This is a genomic window from Streptomyces sp. NPDC088730, assembly GCF_044751215.1.
GTDB lineage: Bacteria > Actinomycetota > Actinomycetes > Streptomycetales > Streptomycetaceae > Streptomyces.
This window is the reverse complement of the sequence record NZ_JBIVLK010000003.1, coordinates 256,892-275,776: the sequence shown is the minus strand read 5'-3', so window position 1 is coordinate 275,776 and position 18,885 is coordinate 256,892. Positions and strand designations below refer to the sequence as shown.

Here is an 18,885-nt window from a genome sequence, read left to right as displayed (position 1 = left end):
GGCGGAGGATATTTTGCTTATGTCATAGTACGGAGGTTCGTGGGGCCCCGGTGGCGGGCCGTCAGGACCGCGGGCCGGGCGGCACCTTCCCGTCCTCGTGGTCCTCGCCGGGCACGTACTCCGGCAGCGTCAGCCGCGCGACCGCCCCGCCGTCCGCCGCGTTCTCGAAGACCAGCCTGGCGCCCATCACCCGGGCCTGCCCGGCGGCGATGGTCAGCCCGAGGCCGTGCCCCTTGCTGCCGCCCTCGGTGCGGAAGCGCTGCGGGCCGCCCGCCGTCAGATACTCCGGGAAACCCCCGCCGTGATCGCGCACCGTCACCTCCGGCCCGTCGACCGTCAGCACGACCGGCGGGCGGCCGTGCCGGTGCGCGTTGCTGATCAGATTGCCGAGCACCCGCTCCAGCCGCCGCCGGTCCGTCTCGACGCGCGCCGGCGGCCCGTCCCCGACGACCCCGACCTCCGTACCGGTGCCCGACCCGGACACCACCCGTTCGACGAGCGGCGCCAGTTCGTACACGTCCAGGTCGACCTGGACGGTACGGGTGTCGAGCCGGGAGATCTCCAGCAGGTCCTCGGTGAGGGCGCGCATCGTCCGGACCCGGTCCTGGACCAGCTCGGAGGGGCGGCCGGGCGGCAGGAGCTCGGCGGCGGCCGACAGCCCGGTCAGCGGGGTGCGCAGCTCGTGCGCCACATCGGCGGTGAAGCGCTGCTCGGTCAGCAGCTTGCGCTGGAGGGCGGAGGCCATGGTGTCCAGCGCCCCGGCGACGATCGCCACCTCGTCCTGGTGCCGCGAGGGGTCGGCTGTCCGGGGGTCGTTGACGCGGGCGTCCAGTTCGCCGGCCCCGATCCGGCGGGCCACCCGCGCCGTCTGGTGCAGCCGCCGGGTCACCCGGGTCACGGCGAACCCGCCGGCCAGCAGGGTCGCGCCGATCGCCAGCAGTGAGGAGCCGATGATCGCCCCGTCCAGGCCGTTGATCGTGCGGGCGCTCTGGCTGTAGTCGATCCGGGTCGCCAGCGCGTGGCCGCCGGCCGGGGCGGCGGCCCACATCGTGGGGCGGCCGAGGGTCTCCGCGACCATGGTGCCGCGCTCGCCGTCCACCGCCAGTTCGCGCAGCGACGCGGGCAGCCCCGGCGGATCGAGACCGGAACGCGGCGGGAGCGCCTCGCCCGCCTCGTAGGCGGCGGTCACGTCCGCCAGCCGGGCCAGCGCCTTCTCGCGGGCATGGCCCACCGTCTGGCGGGTGACCGCGGTGTGCACCAGCACGCCCAGCAGGGCCGCGAGCACGCAGCACATCACGGTGATGAAGACCGCGGACTTCCAGGTCAGCGTCGCGGTCCAGGCGGGCATCCGCGGCCCGCGCCGTCCGGCCGCGGCCCGCCGGCTCACCGGCGCTCCGCGGAGACGGCGGCCGAGGGCGCCGCGGTGGGCGCGGCGCTCTGCCGTGCGGTGGGCCGGGCCGCGGTCGGCGCGGCGGAGGGCAGCTCGCCGGGCCGGTCGGCGGGCCGCCGGTCCCGCGGGCGGCTCCGACCGGGCTCCGGCTGCGGGGTCATGCGCAGGATCCCGTCCTGGGTGGGCAGCATGGCGCGCTGCCTGCCGTCCCAGGACCAGGCCGTGCGGTACTCGTACCCGGTGATGGCCGAAGGGGCCCGCATGATCAGGTCCCGGCCCGCCAGCTCCACGCTGATCACCGCGTCCGAGGTGGACATGATCCGGGTCAGCCCGCCCGCCTCCGGCATGTAGACCCGCACGGACAGCTGGCGGTCCGCCAGCTTGACGGCGAGGACCAGCTCGTCCCTGCCGTCGCCCGTCAGGTCGCGGTAGTACGGAGCGAGCACCGGGCAGTCGTCCGGCGCGGTCCGGCAGGCGTTGATCCGGCGGACCGCCGCCGCCGGGAGTTCGTCCGTACCGCTGGCCCGGTCGGGGCGCGCCTTCAGGCCTGCCTGCACCACCGCCACCGGGTCCAGCCGGTGCACGTCGCCGTCCGGGACGGTGATGCCGGGGATGTGCGCGGTCTCGCCCTCGCCGTAGTCGTACGGAGCGGCGGAGGCGGGCGGCAGCTCCGGCCAGAGGCGCGCCGGGCCGATGGCGGCCGGGACCGGCCCGGTGCTCTTCAGCCCGCCGCCGGTGCCGCACCCGGCCAGCAGGGCGGCGCCGGCCAGCAGCGCCGCCGCCCGGTGCTGCGCACGCATGGCTTTCTCCGTTCCCGAGGTCCGTCGTGCCGGTGGGCACGCGTTCGCGCACGGCCCCGGCTCCCCAGACCTTATTCGGAAGGAAGTCCCTTATGCGTATTTAGTGCTGATACGTCAGTGCTGATACGTCGGTCACTTCAGTGCTGATACGGGTTCTGCCCCTGTCCCTGGCCCTGCGCCCCCGGAGCGTAGCCCGGCTGCCCCTGCGCCTGCCCGAACGGGTTGCCGTCCTGCGACGCCACGTGCTGGGCCATCAGCTGTTCGGCCTGCTCCTTGGGTATCCGCTGCTCACCACCGCAGAACGTGCACTGCGTGGCGAACTTCGTCGAGAAGGGGAACAGCGGCACGAAGAACAGCGTGAACTTCGTGACCCGCTTGCGCAGGGTGTGCGCGGACGGATTCCCGCACCAGCCGCAGACCATCGTCATCACGGCCAGTTGGTAGAGATAGCCTCGCGTACCGAAAATGATCATGTCGTGGGTCCCTTCCCCGTATTACCCCTGAGCGCCCGGCGGCAGAGCGCCAGCAGCTTCTCGTCCTCGTATGTGTCATGGCTGCCGTAGCCGCCGTCCATCGCGTTGTGACGGCGTACGGAGGCGAGCTCGGCGCGCAGCACATGTGCCGCGTCAGAGCCTGCACCAGCGGCCCCCATCCGCGCCAGGCATTCGGCCACCCGAACCCTGACATGGCGGTTCTGTTCCCAGGCCGCCAGGAGTACCGGAACGGACTCCCGGGCCCGCCCGGAAACCTCCCACAGCGCGATCGCCGCGTCCACCCGCAGCCACAGCTCCTCGTGCCCGAGCAGCGCCCGCAGCCGGGGCGCCGTCACCTCGGCCCGCGCCCCGAGCCGGCCCAGCGCGCTCGCCGCCGCCCGCCGCTCGTGCGCGTACTCCGCCTGGAGCCCCTCGATCAGGACCGGCAGCACGGCGGCGGCGTCCCCGGCGACCGCCCAGAGCGCCTCGGCGGCCTCCGTCGCCGCCGACGTGCCGGGCCGCCGGATCAGCGCCCGCAGCTCCGGCACCGCGCAGGACGCCGCGGGCCCGAACGAGCCGAGGGCCCGCAGCGCCGCCGTGCGCAGCCACTCGCCCCGGTACTCCGGAGCCCCGCGCAGCACCCGCAGCACCTCCGGAGCCGCCTCGCCCGCCCGCAGCGCGGTCAGCCCGGCCAGCAGCGGGCTCGCCCGGTCGTAGGCCCCCTCGTCGAGGCCCACCTCGCCGAGCCTGCGCCGCAGCGCACCGGCCAGCGGACGGGCCGCCGGACCCAGATAACCGATGGCGAACCCCACGTCGTGCGGCACCTCCGGCCGCTCCAGCGCGGCGGCCAGAGCGGGCACGGCACGGGCATCGCCCAGCCGCGACAGCGCCTTCACCGGGCTGCCGAGGCCCGGCGGCCCGCTCGCCCACTCCTTCACCCACGCGCCCGGATCGGCCGCGACCCGGGCCGCCAGCGCGTCGGCGGCCGGTGCGGCCAGGCCGAACAGCTCCTCCAGCACGTGCGAGGCGGCCTCGGCCAGCCTCGGCTCGGCCGCACCGAGCTGCTCGCCGACCAGCCGCACCAGCTCCGCGTAGGAACCGCGCCAGGCCCGGATCAGCCCGCTGCTCATCCGGACCGCGTCGATGCGCTGCCAGCGGTCGGGGCTGCACAGCTGGTCGGTCAGCAGCGCCGTCCGCTCCGCCACCCGGTCGTCGAGACCGACGTGCAGGGTCCGCAGCAGATCGGCCGTCCAGGGCGCGGTGCGGCCCGCTCCCTCCTCGGCGGGCATCGCGCGCAACTGCCCCACCAGCGTCACCGGTGCGGCCCGCTCCTCGGCCCCGGCCGGCTCCGGCTCGCTGTGCGCCTCGCACGGCCGGGACCCCGGCTCCGCCTCCCCGGCCGCCGCGGCGGACCGCAGCTGCCGCAGCAGCCCCGCCACCATCCGCACCACATCGCCCGGCAGCGCCTGCGGTGCGCAGCGCGCCAGCTGGGCCAGGGCCGCCAGCCGCAGCCCCGGCGGGTAGGCCTCCGCGGCCAGCCGGCTCAGCCAGTCCGCGATCTGGCCGGTCAGCGGGCGGTGGCGCAGCGCGACCCGCCCGGCCGCCTCGACCAGGGCGAGCCGCACCTCCTCGTCCGGCTCCACCGCGAGCCGCTCCCGCAGCAGCGGCAGGACCAGCGCGGGGTTCCCGTGCAGGGTGGCCAGGGCCAGCGGGGCGGAGACCCGCACCCCCGGGTCCTCGTCGGCCATCAGGGCGAAGAACACCCCGGCCCCGGCGGTGACGGCCGCCGCCGCCATGGCGTAGTTCGCCGCGCCCTCGATCTCGTCCTCGTCGATCTCGTCCTCGTCGTCCTCGTCGAGGTCGATGCCGCCGATGCTGGTGAGCAGCTCGACGATGCCGCCGCGGTCCGGGACCGCCGGGTCCACGACGAGCTCGAAGAGGAAGGGGATGCAGGCGAGGGTGCACGCGTAGACGTCACCCTGGTGGTGCACGGCCCCGTACATGCCGTCCAGCGCTCCCTCGCGCTCCGCCGGATCGGCGGACGCGAGGCCCTGGAGCAGGCCGGGCACATCATCGGCAGGCCCGTAGGCATGCTCCATCGAGGCCCAGTCGACCTCGTCGATCCCCGCGAACACGCCATCGCCTCCCCACGCCTTACGTCCTCACCCACGATGGCCGGCGGCGTCGCGGGTGAGGCGTCTCCACGAAGCAGTGTCTGCGCAGAGTGTGCACCACCGCTCGGACAATCCACCCGCCACATGCGGCCTTTTACCTTTGGACATGACAACAACGGCAGCGGTGCGGTATGCCCGGGGCCCCGGCACCCCGGAGCTACGCGGAGTCCGGGACCGGACGGCCCCGGCCCGGCTCGTTGAGGGGGCCGAGCAGATCCCCGTACCGCGCCAGCCGTCCCGCCATGTCACCGGCCAGGAAGACCAGCTCGCCGGGGCTGCGGCACGCCTCGATCTCCGCCCAGGTGACGGGCGCGGACACGGTGGGTCCGGGCCCCGCGCGCAGGGTGTACGGGGTGGCGGTCGTCTTCGCCGCGGCGTTCTGGCTGAAATCGACGAACACCTTGCCCGGCCGCAGCGCCCGCTTCATCCGGTGCACGACCAGATCGGGAAGCTCCCGCTCCGCCCGGACGGCCAGCCCCTTCGCGTACGCCGACACCCGCTCCGACGGCGTGGGCTCCAGCGGTACGAGCAGGTGCAGTCCCTTGGAGCCCGACGTCTTCCCGTACGCCTCCAGGCCGTCCTCGGCCAGCCGTTCCCGCAGCCAGCGGGCGACCTCGCAGCACTCCACGACGCTCGCGGGCGCCCCGGGGTCCAGGTCGAACACCAGCCGGTCGGCCACGCCCGGCGTACCGGCCCGCCACTGCGGGGTGTGGAACTCCACCACCAGGTTGGCCGCCCACATCAGCGAGGCCAGATCCGCCACCACGATCTGCCTGGCCCCTTCGTTGTCGTGGTGCGGCACCGGCGCGGTCCGTACCCAGGACGGCGTACCGGGGGGCGGGTTCTTGGTGAAGAACCGCTGCCCGTCCGGCCCGTCCGGATAGCGCAGGAAGGAGACGGGCCGCTCCCGCAGATGCGCCAGCAGCGCCTCGGCGGCCGTGGCCGCGTAGTAGTGCAGCACCTCGCCCTTGGTGGTGCCGGTGGCCGGATACAGCACCTTGTCCAGATTGCTGAGCGTCAGGCGCCGCCCCTCCACCTCCGTGATAGGCGACATAAGATAAGGATCACACGTAAAACGGATCTATAGCCGTATATGGGTTGTAAGGGGTGACCGGTGAGGTCCATATGGAACGGCGCCATCTCCTTCGGGCTGGTCAGCATCCCGGTCAAGCTGATCAACGCCACCGAGAACCACTCTGTCTCCTTCCGCCAGATCCACCTCACCGACGGCGGCCGGGTCCGTTACCGCAAGGTGTGCGAGCTGGACGGTGAGGAGGTGACCTCCGCCGAGATCGGCAAGGGCTACGAGGACGCCGACGGCTCGGTGATCCCGATCACCGACGAGGATCTCGGTTCGCTGCCGCTGCCGACGGCCAAGACGATCGAGATCGTCGCCTTCGTGCCGGCCGGTGCGATCGACCCGCTCCAGATGGACACGGCCTACTACCTCTCCGCCAACGGGGTCCCGGCGGCCAAGCCGTACACCCTGCTGCGTGAGGCGCTGAAGCGGAGCCGGAAGGTGGCCGTCGCCAAGTACGCGCTGCGCGGGCGCGAGCGCCTCGGGATGCTCCGGGTCGTCGACGACGTGATCGCGATGCACGGCCTGCTCTGGCCGGACGAGATCCGGACCGCGGAGGACGTCGCGCCGGAGAGCGGTGTGAAGGTGCGCGACGCCGAACTCGACCTGGCCGACGCCCTGATGGCCACGCTCGGCGAGGTCGACATGGACTCGCTGCACGACGACTACCGGGAGGCGGTCGAGGAGCTCGTCGCGGCCAAGGCGGCCGGCGAGATCCCCCGCCGGGCCGAGCCGGAGGACACCGGCGGCAAGGTGATCGACCTGGTCGCGGCGCTGGAGAGCAGCGTCCGGGCGGCGGAGGAGGCCCGCGCGGGCGGCGAGGACGCGCCGGTCGCGAAGGTCACCTCGATGGCCGACCACAAGGGCGGCAAGGCCGGGAGGGGCGGCAGGTCCGGCTCCCCGGCGGCGGGATCGGGGCGGACGGCGGCGAAGAAGACCGCGGCCGGGAAGAGCACGGCGAGCAGGACGGCGGAGAAGAAGCCCGCGGCGGAGAAGAAGCCCGCAGCGAAGAAGACGGCCGCGGGCAAGACGGCCGCGGGCAAGACGGCCGCGGGCAAGACGGCGGCGAAGAAGACCACGGCGAAGAAGACCACGGCGAAGAAGCGAACCAGTACGAAGAGCACCCCGCGCAAACGCACCCCGGCCTGACCGCGGCTCCCGCCTCCGCCCGCCCTGGCGCGGCCGGACGGCCGCCACGGGGCTCATGCCCCGGGACGGCCGCCCGGTCCCGCGTCAGGGGGAGGGTGGGCTAGTGCCTGCGGTAGGAGCTCACGTATCCGGGGGCCGGAGTGCCGACACCCGTCACGTCGTCGTAGCCGCGCACCGCCGACAGCGAGGCGTCCTTGCCGAGGCTCCGCACCGAGGTCAGCAGGCCGTCGGCCGCGTCGTAGCCGTTGGCGAAGTCCACCCGGGCGACGGCCAGGCCGTGGCCCTTGCCCAGCGGGTGGTCCGTCACGTCGTGATACGCCTTCGAGCCGTAACGGCCGTAGATCGCCGGGTTGGCGAAGCCGAGGGGCAGGCCGTGCTGCGCCTGCTGCGCGAGGGCCTGGACACCGGCGATGACCGGCGCCGCCAGCGACGTTCCGCCGATGCGGTACTCGTCGTAGCCCAGCGATCCGTCGGGCATCGTCTGCGTCTGGCCGACCAGGAAGCCGGTGTTCGGGTCAGCCACGGCAGCGACGTCCGGGGCGGTGCGCATCCGGGTCTTCCCGTTGGCCTTCGCCAGCGAGTCCGGCACGATGCCGCGCTGGTAGAAGGGCTGCTTCACGGTCGAGCTGGTGCCGCCGCCCGCGCCCGAGGTGTAGGCGCCGGGGAAGCCGGTCCAGCTCTTGCCGTCGGCCGCCAGGGGAGCGTTCGTGGTCCCCCAGCCGGTCTCCCACTTGTAGGTGTCGTGCTTGCCGACGGCCAGCGACGTACCGCCGACCGAGGTCACCCAGGCGGAGTTCGAGGGGACGTCGATCTGCTTCGTGCCGGTGGAGGCGACGTTGTCGCCGTTGTCACCGGAGGAGAAGTAGAAGCCGATGCCCTCGATCGCGCCCAGCTGGAACACCTGGTCGTACGCGAGCGCCAGGTCGGGGGTCTGGTTGGCCTCGACGTCGCCCCACGAGTTGGAGACGATGTCCGCGAGCCGGTGGTCGACGACCTTGTTCAGCGAGTCGAGCAGATCGTCGTCGTAGCAGGAGGCGCCGCCCACGTACACGATGTCCGCGGCGGGTGCGACGGCGTGCACGGCCTCGACGTCGAGGGTCTCCTCGCCGTACCAGCCGGAGGCCCCGCACTCCTCGGTCTTCGTGTAGTCGTCCGGCAGCACCTGGCTGAACTGCCCGTGCTTGTACCGCGCGTCGCCGTTGCGCTTGGCGTACTCGGCGGCGTCCTTCGCGATGGTGGGGGAGGCGTACGCGTCGGTGATCGCGACGGTCACGCCCTTGCCGGTGTAGCTTCCGGCCCCGTACGCGGCGCGCAGCTGCTTGCCGGTGTACCCCTTGACCGCGTACGGCACCTTGGCCCCGTAGGCGCTCGGCAGGCTGGAGGCGGTCTTGGACCCGTAGTACGAGGACGTCGGGCCGGAGTTGCGGAACACCGCGTCCGGCGGCGGGAGCACCTCGTCGTGGCTGGACTTGCGCGGCGCGTTGTCCAGGCCCGATACGGCGAGCACGTCATCGCTCAGCGCGGCCGGCACCGAGGCGGTGGAGGCCGGGGCGCGGTAGGTGTGGGCGCCCTTGCGGTAGTTGTGCAGCTGGGTGCTGAACGCCTTCTCGGTCCTGGCCACTTCACCGGTGGCGGACACGTAGTGCCGGTTGGCACCGGTGACGGTCAGCCCGCTCGACCTCAGCCACTGGCTGACCCGGTCGATCTGGCCCTGGGTCGCCCCGAACCGTGCCTGCGCCTGCGCGGCGCTCAGGTACTTCCCGTACGACGGCGACTGCGGGTCGGAGACGGCGGCCGCGTAGGCGGCCAGCCCCTTCGCGTCCCGCCCGGCGAGGTGGACCCGGACGGCGACCTTCCCGCTGTCGGCCGTGGCGCCCTGGTCGGCCGTGGCGGTGGCCCAGGCCGGCTTGGTGCCCTGCAGCGCATCCCGGCCGCTCGGCGCCGAGTCTGCGGCTGCGTTGGGTATCCCGAGGGCGAGCGCACCGGCGAGCAGTGGCAGTGTCGCCGCCATGCTCAGCCCGGCGCGTCGTCCGGCGCGGCTGTTTCTCAAGGTAGAACCCCCTGCGATGTGGGTCTCGCGTGCGGAGCATGTGCCGAATGATGTGCACATGTAATGCGCCACTCTGGCGAGGAACGCTTCATGTAAGGGGCATGTAATGACCAAGAATCGACCAAGGGCCTGAAGGCGAGGGTGGTTCGCGCCGTGTTGCGGATGAATCGGTGCCTTGTTCGTGGATGACCGGATTCATGAGGTGTCGTGCGGGCATCCCGCAGCGTGGCGATCGACGGCATTTGCAGCGAAATGCCCTAGGGGGAAAGGGAGTTTGCGGCTCCGGGGCGCGCCTGAATCACCCGAACGGGTGAGCTTGTTCTTATCCTGCGATCTGTTCCCCGTGGGATGATCACACCGTCGGCACCCGACACCGGAATCTGGCCAACTCGGCCAGTCATGAAGAAAGTTGAAAAGCAAATGTTTGAAATGCTTCAGTGGATGTGGTGACTCCGCGGGCCCTGACCGGGCGCGTCACCGGCGGTTGATCCGCACCACGGTCGAACGGGCCGGCGTCTGGGCGAGACTCAGGTGCCGGCCCGTTTCGTTTCCTCCAGCAGCAGGCGCCGCAGTCTCTCCGCCTCGGCCTCGGTGCCCAGGCTCCGGTACATCTTCTCCGCCCTTCTGCCGTACTCCCGGGCCAGGTCGTTCCGGTGCGTATCCAGTGCCGCACGCGCGAGGCCTTCCAGCGCCCGTGCGGCGGCGGGACGGGAACCGGTGCGCTCGGACAGGCCGAGTGCCTGCTCGTAGACCTCCAGTGCCACGCCCGGCCGGCCCGCCGACCGATGGATGTCGCCGATGCCGAGCAGGGCCCTGGCGCGCTCGTAGGCGCTGTCGATCCTTCGCGCGACCTCCTCCGCCAGGGTGAAGTGGAGCAGCGCCTCCTCGCCGTCGCCGTTCGCGGTGTGCGCGGCGCCCATGCTGATCAGGGCGTTCGCCTCGCCCAGTGCGTCCCCCCGGGCCCGGTGGCTCTCCAGTGCCCGGCGGAAGCCCGCCAGCGCCCGCGGGGTGTCGCCCATGGCCTGGTGCACCGTGCCCAGGTTCGTGTCCAGGATCGCCAATTCCCGCTCACCTTTGTGAAGTTGAGCCAACATCCGGGATCGTTCGAGGTGGTGGCGGGCCTGCTCGATGCGCCCCTGAAGCTGGTGGATCATGCCGATGTTGTTGTGCGCGCGGATCTGCCCGAGCAGGTCCCCGGTCCGTTCGTGGATGTGGAGCGTGACGCGTGCCCGGCCGAGCGCCTCGTCGTACCGTCCCTCGTAATGCAGGGCCGCGCCCTCGACGTTGAGGCAGTCCGCCTCGCCGTACAGGTCGCCCAGACCCCGGTAGAGCGCCAGGGCCCGCTCCACCATGCGCAGCGCCGGGCCGGTGTGGCCGGCGGCCAGGTGGGCGCGGCTCGCCTGGAACGAGCTGTCGGCGCACCCCGCGAGGTCGTTGAGGTCCTGGAACAGGGTCAGCGCTTCGCCCGCACAGCTCAGCGCCTCCCCCGGCCCCGTCTGAGCCAGCACGTCCGCGGCCTCCACCAGCGTCTGCGCCAGCAGGACCGGATCGCGCCGGGGCCGCAGCGCTTCCACGGCCGCGCCGTACAACTCGTTGGTGACCGCCCAGCTGCCCCAGATCCTCAGGGAGGGGGCCAGCGCGTGCGGGAAGAGCGCCGCGTGGTCCGGGCTCTCGGCAGCGGCCGTGCGGGCGGCGGCCAGCAGGTTGGCCCGCTCGGCGTGCAGCCAGGACGTCGCCTCTCTGTCGTCGTCGAACTCGGCCGCGTACACCGACGGGTGCTCGGACTCCAGGGCCCTTCTGCGCGGGTGGGTGAGGCGGTGGGCCCGGTGCGCCGAGGTGAGGTAGTACCCCAGGAGTCTGCTGACGGCCTCACCGCGAGTGCTCTCCGGTTCCTCCGCCGCGGACATGCGCAGGGCGAACGCCCGTGTGAGGTCATGCAGCTGGTAGCGGCCGAGTGCCGGTTCCGCCAGCAGGTGGCAGTCCAGCAGCTCCTCGATGCTGCGGCGCACGTCCCCGGCTCCGCCGCCGCGGCCGGTGCCGGTCCCGTTTCCCGCCAGTGCGGCCGCGGCCGCCGCCGTGATGTCGGGGCCGGGGTGCAGTGCCAGCAGGCGCAGCAGCCGACGGGTGCCGGGAGTCAGCTCCGCGTAGGAGAACCGGAACGCCGAGACGAACGCTTCCTCGTCGAGTTCGTCCAGCGGGTCGCTCGACTGCTCCAGGCGCTCCAGGAGATGGCGCAGGTCCCAGATCTCCCGGTGCCGGAATCGGCCGGCCAGCAGCGTCGTGGCCAGCGGATGACGGCCGCAGGCGTCCACCAGGAGCTTCAGCGCCTCCGGATCGCGTGAGGTACGGGCGGTGCCGGCGACCCGGGTGAACAGCGCCGCCGCCTCCTGGGCCGGCAGCGCGTCCACCAGCAGGGAGGTCGCCCCGTCCAGCGCGGAGAGCCGGTTGCGGCTCGTCACGATTGCCATGCAGCGCGCAGAGCCGGGCAGCAGCGGACGGACCTGGGCGGCGTCCCGTGCGTTGTCGAGGACCACCAGCACCCGGTTGCGCGCGGTCCACTCCCGCCATTCGGCCGCTCGCTCGTCGAGTGTGTCCGGCAGTGCGCCGTCGGTTCCGGCGGCGTGCAGCAGGAGGGCCAGGGCCTCGGCCGGGTCGACGGGTCGCCGTCCGCTGAACCCGTGCAGATCGACGTACAGCTGACCGTCCGGATACGTCTCGGCCAGCCGGTGCGCGGCATGTATGGCGATCGAAGTCTTCCCGATACCCGGCATTCCGTGCATCACGGCGAGTGGCAGCGCGTACCCGTCGGCACCGGCCAGCTCTTCGTGCAGGAGCGTCAGCTCCCGGGTGCGGCCGGTGAAGTCCCGGGTGTCACGGGGGAGGTTGTTGCGGACCGGGGGACCGGCCGGGGCGTGCGCGACCGGCTCGGCGGCGGGTGGAGGAGCGGGTGTGGAGGGAGCGGGCGTGGAGGGGGAGGGCGTTCTGCTGGTGACGGCCACCGTCCGGGGCTCTGTCAGGCCCCGGTCCTGCTCCAGGATGCGCTGGTGCAGGGTCCGCAGGTCCGGGCCCGGCTCCATGCCCAGCCCCTCGCGCAGCCTGGCGTGCGTCGTCCGGTAGAGCTCCAGCGCCTCGCTGTGTCTTCCGCTGCGGTGAAGTGCCAGCATCAGGGAGCCGATGACCCCTTCGGCCAGCGGGCTCTCCGCCGCCAACTCGCGTAACTCACCGATGAGATCGGCGTGGCGCCCGAGCTCCAGCTCCAGCCGGATGCGCTCCTCCCGGACATGACGGTGGTCCTCCAGCAGACGGGTGCGCACCGACGCCGCCCACTCGCCGGAGCTCTCTGTCAACGGCTCGCCCCGCCACATGCTCTCGGCGGTGCGCAACAGGCCGATCGCCCAGTCCGTCCGGCCCTGCTCCGCCGCCACAGCGGCCTCGGTGCGAAACCGCTGGAAGCGGATCAGGTCCAGGTCGTTGAGGTCGTTCATGCGGAGCCGGTACAGCCGGGGCGCCACGTGGTCCACCTGTACGAGCGGACCCACGGCGGTGACCAGATGTCTGCGCAGTTTGGAGAGGTAGCTCTGGAGCGTGGCGGGGCCCTTGGGCGGAGGTTCGTCGCCCCAGACCCGTTCCATCAACGTGTCCACGGCGACGGGCTCCCCGCGGGCGTGGACCAGAACCGCGAGCACACAGCGGTGTTTCACCGAACCGAGCATGTGCTGCTGGTCTCCGTGCCATAGTTCCAGAGGTCCCAGTGCAAGAAGTTCCATATCGCCCCCGCTGGGTGCGTCACTTCCTGCCGCCGTCGGCAGCGCCCGCACGTCTGTGCGGAACAGTCCACTGTTCCCCGAGCCACCGCGCCGGACCAGAGCGCATGGGGGGCGCGAGCGAGGCGTATGGCCCAGCGCACTTCTCCGTACAGCTGGAACGCAGGATTCCTGCAAGCCGTCCGTCCACGTCCATGGGCAGAAGCGTGCCGGGCCGCCATCAGCCGCGGCCTCCGCGGGCCGATCCGTCCGCGGCGACGGAAACGGGGACTGATCAGATGAGCTTGTCCATGGCGGACGCGCACCGGCCTTTAGTACCGGTGCGCCTGGACGTCGAACGCTGGGCCACCCGGCGGACCCGCAGGAAGATCCTGGCCGTGGTGCACACCGTCACAGCGGGGCAGCGGCTGCTCGAAGCCGTACGCCTGCTGGAGGGTGACGCGCGGTTGCAGGTGTTCTTCACCCAGGCGCCCGATGTGTTCAGCCACGGGGTGGACCACTTCCTGGAACAGCTGGGCGGTCTCGTGCTGCCCTGGCACCAGGCGGTCCAGATGCCCTTCGACCTGGCACTCGCGGCCGCCCACGGCGGCCTGGGAGAACTGCACGCCCCGGTGATCGTGCTTCCGCACGGCGCCGGGCACAACAAGCTGATCCCCGCCGGGCAGCGCGGCCGCCGGGTCGCCGGACGCGGGATCTACGGACTCAACCGGCAGTGGCTGGTCCAGGACGGCCGGCTGGTGCCCGAATCGATCGTGCTCGCCCACCACGAGGACATGACCCGCCTCGGCCGCGAATGCCCCGAGGCCCTGCCCGCCGCCGAGGTGGTCGGCGACCCCTGCTTCGACCGGATCACCGTGAGCCTGCCGCAACGGGCCCTGTACCGCGACGCCCTGGGGGTCGGGACGCGGCAGCAACTGGTCCTGGCCTGCTCCACCTGGGGACCGGGTTCCCTCCTCGGCCAGCGGTGGGAGCTGCTGGAACGGCTGGTCGAGGAGCTGCCCCGGGAGGGCTTCCGGGTCGCGCTCCTGCTCCACCCGCACGTCTGGAACGCTCACGGCGCGTGGCAGATCCGCAGCTGGCTCGCGGGGCTCGGGCGCGCCGGGCTGTTGGTGATCAGCCAGTACGCCGACTGGGTCGGGGCACTGGTCGCCGCCGACCACATAGTCGGGGACCACGGCTCCGTCACGCTCTACGGGGCGATGACCGGCGTCCCCGTCCTCATGGGCTGCGTCCCGGAGGGAGACCTGGACCCCGCCTCGCCGGCCGCCGAACTCGCCTCGTTCGCCCCGAGGCTGCACATCGGCCGCCCCCTCGGCCGTCAGCTCGCCCGCGCCGCGTCTGCCCACCGTGCCGAACGCTACGAGCAGGTGGCGGCCCGGATCACCTCGGAGCCGGGGCGGTTCGCCGTCGGAATGCGGGCTCTGATCTACCGCAAGCTCCGGCTGCGCGCCCCGGCCGTACGGCCGCGTACGGACCACGCGCCGCTGCCGGTGACGGTGCGGCACGACGACCGGGGACCGGCCTGATGAGCGCGATGACCGTACGGCTCACCGAGGACGTCCCCCAGCCAGGAGTCCGTCGTACCGGCGCCTCCCTGCTGTGCCCGGACCGAGTGCTGCGGGACGTCGACGAGCACCTGCGCGTCCGGCTCTACGCACCGCCCCCGATGCCGCTGCTGGCCGACGTCCTGGTGGCGGAACTCCCGGCCGTGGGGTACCCGCAGCACGAGGAGGCCGGCCGGTATGCGGCCGGACTCGCCGACGGCCACCCCGGCGCCCTGGTGGTGGCTGTCTACCGGGGGCCCTGCTGCTGGCTGCGGTCCGGAGGGCGGACACGGCTGCTGGCCCATGAGCCGGGGTGGCCGGTGCGGTCCTGGGCGGTCTGGGCCTCGGTCGCGCACGTCTGGCTGGTGGCGGGCCTGGACCCGGACGCGCTCGACCCGGCCGCCGTACGGGTCGTCAGGACCGTACGGGGCTACGGGCCGCCGGGACCGCCGCCCGGGAGGTCCTCGGGCGCGGCCGGCCCCGGAGCTTCCGGGGCGGGGTCTCCGGGCCCCGCTTCCGGCGGCTCCAGCGCGCTGAGCCGGGTCCGCGCCTCGGCCGCCTCCGCCGACTGCGACCGGCCGGCGGAGGAGTACAGGGACAGCGCCTTGCGGTAGTACTGCCGGGCCTGCCATGGCTGCCCGCGCCGCTCGGAGAGCCGGGCCAGGCCTCCGAGTACGTGGGCAGCCTCGAACGCGGCACCCTCGGCCCGCAACACGGACAGCGCCGCGGAAAGCTCCGACTCCGCCCGGTCGAGCCTGCCCGCACCCACGCAGGCCCGCCCGGTCAGACCGGCGGCCCGCGCGGCGTTGTACGTGTCGCCCGCCGCCTCCAGGGTGAGGCGGGCGGCTTCGGCGTTGACGACGGCGTCCTCGTACCGGCCCTGGGCCAGGGCGACATCGGCCAGGTTGAACCGGGCCAGCGCGCCCGCCCGGAGGTCTCCGCAGGCGGGGAGTTCGGCCGCCGCGCGGAAGAAGAGTTCCGCCGCACGGTCCGGCTGCCCGAGCCGCTGATGGGCCAGCCCCCGGTAGTTCAGCGTCCGGGCGTGTCCGAGGGCGTCACCGCGCTCCAGGAAGGAGGCGGCGGCCCGCTCGAACATCGCCAGCCCCTCGGCGTGGTCGCCCATGGCGAGCTTTCCCAGGGCCCCGGAGGTCAGCATCCGGCAGACGGCCTCCTCGTTTCCCGCCTCCTCTGCGGCCAGCAGCCCCTCCTGATGCGCCTCGCGCCATTCCCCGTAGAGCTTGCGACGCGGAAACAGCGGCCACAGCGCGTCGGTGAGCCCCCAGGCGAGCTCCGGTGCGCCCATCGGGCGCGCGAGGCGGATCACCGCCATCAGGTTGGGCAGTTCCCGCTCCAGCCAGTCCAGCGCGGCCTCCGGCTCCGTCTGTCCGCCGACGGGGCCGAGATCCTCCTCCACGACGGAATCCGGCTCGAAGTCCCGGTCCAGCGAGGGACGTCCGGGCTCGATGATCTCCTCCGCCCGGCCGGTGTTGGCGAGATAGTGGTGGGCGATGCGGAGCAGGGCGGCGGCCCGCCGGTCGTCGCTCTCCTCCTGCGCGGCCCGTGCGGCGGCGTGCAGCCGCACCAGATCGTGGAACCTGTAGCGCTCTCCGCCCGACGCCCTGGCGACATCGATGAGGAGATTCGCGTCGTGCAACGCGTCGAGCGCCTCGACGGCACCCCCGCCCAGCAGCGCACGGGCCACCGGGGCGCCGAACTCCCGGCCCGGGTGGAGCCCCAGCAGCCGGTAGAGGCGGGCGGCCACGGGCGGCAGGCCCTGGTAGGAGAGGTCCAGCGCCGCCCGCACGTCGTGATCGCCCTCTATGGCCAGGGCCTTCAGCCGTTCGCGCTCCTCGGACAGGGCGCGGACCATCGCGGTGATCCCCTGCCGGGGGCGGGCCGCCAGCCGCGCTCCGGCGATGCGCACCGCGAGCGGAAGCCCCGCGCAGAGTAGGACGAGGGCCCGCGCCTCCTCGGGCTGGGCGGCGACCCGGCCGTCGGCGAGGGTCGCGTCGAGGAGCTCCACCGCCGCCTCGGTGGAGAGGGGCTCCAGATGGATCACATGGCCGCCGTCGAGGCTCAGCCCCGGCATCCGCCGCCGGCTCGTCACCGCCGTCACGCACCGCCCCGCCGGTAGCAGCGGCCGCACCTGGGCCGCCGTCGCGGCATCGTCCAGCAGTACGACGAGCCGCCGTTCCGCCGTCAATGACCGGTAGAGAGCGACCCGTTCGCCCAGCGCCGACGGAACCTGGCCGTTGGGGACACCCAGAGCCCGCAGAAACCGTCCTACTACCTCGCCGGGGTCGGTGGGTCCGCCCGGCGCCTGCGCGCCCAGATCGGCGTACAGCTGACCGCCGGGGAAGTCCGGGCGCAGGGTGTGCAGCCAGGCCAGCGCGACCGCGGTCTTCCCCACCCCGCCGAGCCCGCTCACCGCCGCCAGCGTGGAATGCCCGCCCTCCGCAGCCCGGCACCGGTGCGCCTCCAGGGCGCGGAGTTCGTCCGCGCGGTCGGTGATCCGGACGGAGGGCGGTAACTGCCAGGGCGGCGGCACCTTCTCCCGCGCCCCCGCTCCGGCCACATGGATGTCGCCCTGCACGCTCCCCGCCTGCACCACGAAGCCGTGCACCGTACCGCTCAGGTCGTTGCTGCTGTGCTCGTGCCCCCGCATGCGTCCCCCTTCGGACAGCCGAGTACCGACTTCCACAGACATCCTTTCCGTACAGGCACTCGATACCCGGGCCCGTGGCGGCCGACTGCGGCCGATTGACGAATTCTCGCCCGGATCCGGTCGAGTCGGCATATGCCAGAGGCATGAATGACCCGTACGTGTGACGGTGTGCCTCATGTGCGGCGGACGGGCAAGCGCTGAGCGGGCGGAGCGGTGTGCGGGCCTCGCCGCTGTGGGGAACCCCGCTGGGCGGCCGCCCCCGGCCTCGCTCCGCCGGCGGCTGGACGGCTCGGGGCCCCTGGCTGTCGGGCCGGAATACCGAGCCCCGGAGGGCGCCGCCCGGTAGGGTACGAGACGCCGCGACTGGCGCGTACCCCTGCCGGGGTGCTCAGTGGAATCGACCACGGGGGAGCGGCACCCCCCGGGCCCGCCCGGGGTGTCATCACCGGAGAGCCGTCCGCCTGGGCATCCGGGTCCACGCCGCGGCAACGCGGCCGACCCGGGAGGATCCCGTGACCGCATCCGTACCCTCGCACCCCCGCCACCCCGCCCTGGCGGCAGCCGATCCGGAACTCGCCGCGCTGGTCGCCGCCGAGGAACGGCTCCAGGCCGGCACCCTCCGGCTGATCCCCAGTGAGAACTACGTATCAGCGGCCGTGCTCGAAGCATCCGGCACCGTGCTCCAGAACAAGTACTCGGAGGGCTACCCCGGCAAGCGGTACTACGAGGGCCAGCAGATCATCGACCAGGTCGAGACGCTGACCGCCGAACGGGCCAAGGCGCTCTTCGGCATGGATCACGCCAACGTCCAGCCCTACTCCGGCTCCCCGGCCAACCTCGCCGTCTACCTGGCCTTCATCGAGCCCGGCGACACCGTGCTCGGCATGTCGCTCCCCATGGGCGGCCACCTCACCCACGGCTGGGGCGTCTCCGCCACCGGCAAGTGGTTCAACGGTGTCCAGTACGGGGTGCGGCGCGACACCGGCCGGGTCGACCTGGACGAGGTGCGCGAACTGGCCCTCGCGGAACGCCCCAAGCTGATCTTCTGCGGCGGTACGGCGGTTCCCCGCGAGATCGACTTCGCCGGCTTCGCCTCCATCGCCCGGGAGGTGGGCGCGGTCCTGGTGGCGGACATCGCCCACATCGCGGGCCTGATCGCGGGCGGCGCCCACCCCTCGCCCGCCCCGCACGTGGACGTCGTCTCCACCACCACCCACAAGACCCTGCGCGGCCCGCGCGGCGCGATGCTGCTGAGCCGGGCCGAACACGCCCGCGCCATCGACCGGGCCGTCTTCCCGGGCCTCCAGGGCGGCCCGCACAACCAGACCACGGCGGCGATCGGCGTGGCCCTCCGCGAAGCCGCCACGCCGGACTTCCGTACCTACGCTCACGACGTGGTGGCCAACGCCCGCACCCTCGGCGAGGAACTGGCCGCACGGGGCTTCGACCTCGTCTCCGGCGGCACGGACAACCACCTGCTGCTGATCGACCTCACGGCGAAGGACGTCCCCGGCAAGGCGGCGGCCAAGGCCCTGGACCGCGCGGGCATCGTCGTCAACCACAACAGCGTCCCCTACGACACCCGAAAGCCCTTCGACCCCTCGGGCATCCGCATCGGCACCCCGGCCCTGACGTCACGGGGCATCCCCGCCTCGGAGATGGGCACGGTCGCGGAGTGGATCGCCCGCGTGGTGGAGGCCGCCCGCAGGGGCGACGAGTCCACGGTGTCGGAGGTCCGCTCCGAGGTGGAGGCGCTGATGGACGGCTATCCGGCACCGGGGCTGCCGGTGTCCTGAGC

Annotated in this window: 11 protein-coding genes and 1 riboswitch; of the genes, 3 read left to right on the top strand and 8 right to left on the bottom strand. The window is 73.0% G+C overall.

What is annotated here, in order from left to right:
* Positions 1 to 61 precede the first annotated feature (61 nt).
* From ACIP89_RS13150 to ligD, 5 genes are all read right to left on the bottom strand, one after another.
* Positions 62 to 1,387 carry an ATP-binding protein gene (locus ACIP89_RS13150; protein WP_402114857.1) on the bottom strand — a complete coding sequence of 442 codons (1,326 nt, stop codon included), beginning with the start codon at positions 1,385 to 1,387 and terminating at the stop codon, positions 62 to 64.
* On the bottom strand, positions 1,384 to 2,190 hold the full coding sequence (locus ACIP89_RS13145; RefSeq protein WP_402114854.1) for a hypothetical protein: 807 nt from the start codon (positions 2,188 to 2,190) through the stop codon (positions 1,384 to 1,386). The genes ACIP89_RS13150 and ACIP89_RS13145 overlap by 4 nt, the downstream gene beginning before the upstream one ends.
* A 137-nt stretch (positions 2,191 to 2,327) precedes the next feature.
* Positions 2,328 to 2,663 (bottom strand): zinc-ribbon domain-containing protein, encoded by a 336-nt coding sequence (locus ACIP89_RS13140; protein ID WP_401920511.1) that lies wholly within the window; start codon positions 2,661 to 2,663, stop codon positions 2,328 to 2,330.
* Positions 2,660 to 4,798 carry a HEAT repeat domain-containing protein gene (locus tag ACIP89_RS13135; protein WP_402114853.1) on the bottom strand — a complete coding sequence of 713 codons (2,139 nt, stop codon included), beginning with the start codon at positions 4,796 to 4,798 and terminating at the stop codon, positions 2,660 to 2,662. Before ACIP89_RS13135 ends, ACIP89_RS13140 begins: the two co-directional genes overlap by 4 nt.
* Positions 4,799 to 4,994: 196 nt before the next feature.
* Positions 4,995 to 5,891 carry a non-homologous end-joining DNA ligase gene (gene ligD / locus ACIP89_RS13130; protein WP_402114852.1) on the bottom strand — a complete coding sequence of 299 codons (897 nt, stop codon included), beginning with the start codon at positions 5,889 to 5,891 and terminating at the stop codon, positions 4,995 to 4,997.
* A 60-nt stretch (positions 5,892 to 5,951) separates the two neighbouring features.
* On the opposite strand from ligD, the gene ACIP89_RS13125 reads away from it, so the two are divergent.
* Complete coding sequence (locus ACIP89_RS13125; RefSeq protein WP_402114851.1) at positions 5,952 to 7,064, top strand: Ku protein; 1,113 nt, start codon at positions 5,952 to 5,954, stop codon at positions 7,062 to 7,064.
* A 100-nt stretch (positions 7,065 to 7,164) separates the two neighbouring features.
* Here ACIP89_RS13125 and ACIP89_RS13120 read toward each other — a convergent pair whose 3' ends face one another.
* Both ACIP89_RS13120 and ACIP89_RS13115 read right to left on the bottom strand, forming a co-directional pair.
* On the bottom strand, positions 7,165 to 9,075 hold the full coding sequence (locus ACIP89_RS13120; RefSeq protein WP_402115204.1) for a protease pro-enzyme activation domain-containing protein: 1,911 nt from the start codon (positions 9,073 to 9,075) through the stop codon (positions 7,165 to 7,167).
* A gap of 566 nt (positions 9,076 to 9,641) precedes the next feature.
* Positions 9,642 to 12,881: a BTAD domain-containing putative transcriptional regulator gene (locus ACIP89_RS13115; RefSeq protein ID WP_401920500.1), complete on the bottom strand. Its 3,240-nt coding sequence runs from the start codon at positions 12,879 to 12,881 to the stop codon at positions 9,642 to 9,644.
* A 275-nt stretch (positions 12,882 to 13,156) separates the two neighbouring features.
* Here ACIP89_RS13115 and ACIP89_RS13110 point away from each other — a divergent pair, with 275 nt between their 5' ends.
* Positions 13,157 to 14,404, top strand: a complete 1,248-nt coding sequence (locus ACIP89_RS13110; RefSeq protein ID WP_401920497.1) for a hypothetical protein — start codon at positions 13,157 to 13,159, stop codon at positions 14,402 to 14,404.
* Between the two features lie 448 nt (positions 14,405 to 14,852).
* On the opposite strand, the gene ACIP89_RS13105 is transcribed toward ACIP89_RS13110, so the two are convergent.
* Positions 14,853 to 17,087, bottom strand: coding sequence for an ATP-binding protein (locus ACIP89_RS13105; RefSeq protein WP_402114849.1), 2,235 nt, complete (start codon positions 17,085 to 17,087; stop codon positions 14,853 to 14,855).
* A 349-nt stretch (positions 17,088 to 17,436) separates the two neighbouring features.
* Positions 17,437 to 17,561: riboswitch (ZMP/ZTP riboswitch) on the top strand.
* Between the two features lie 38 nt (positions 17,562 to 17,599).
* On the opposite strand from ACIP89_RS13105, the gene glyA reads away from it, so the two are divergent.
* The gene (glyA, locus tag ACIP89_RS13100; RefSeq protein ID WP_402114848.1) at positions 17,600 to 18,883 is read left to right on the top strand and encodes a serine hydroxymethyltransferase; all 1,284 of its coding nucleotides are present in this window, start codon (positions 17,600 to 17,602) and stop codon (positions 18,881 to 18,883) included.
* Positions 18,884 to 18,885: the final 2 nt, after the last annotated feature.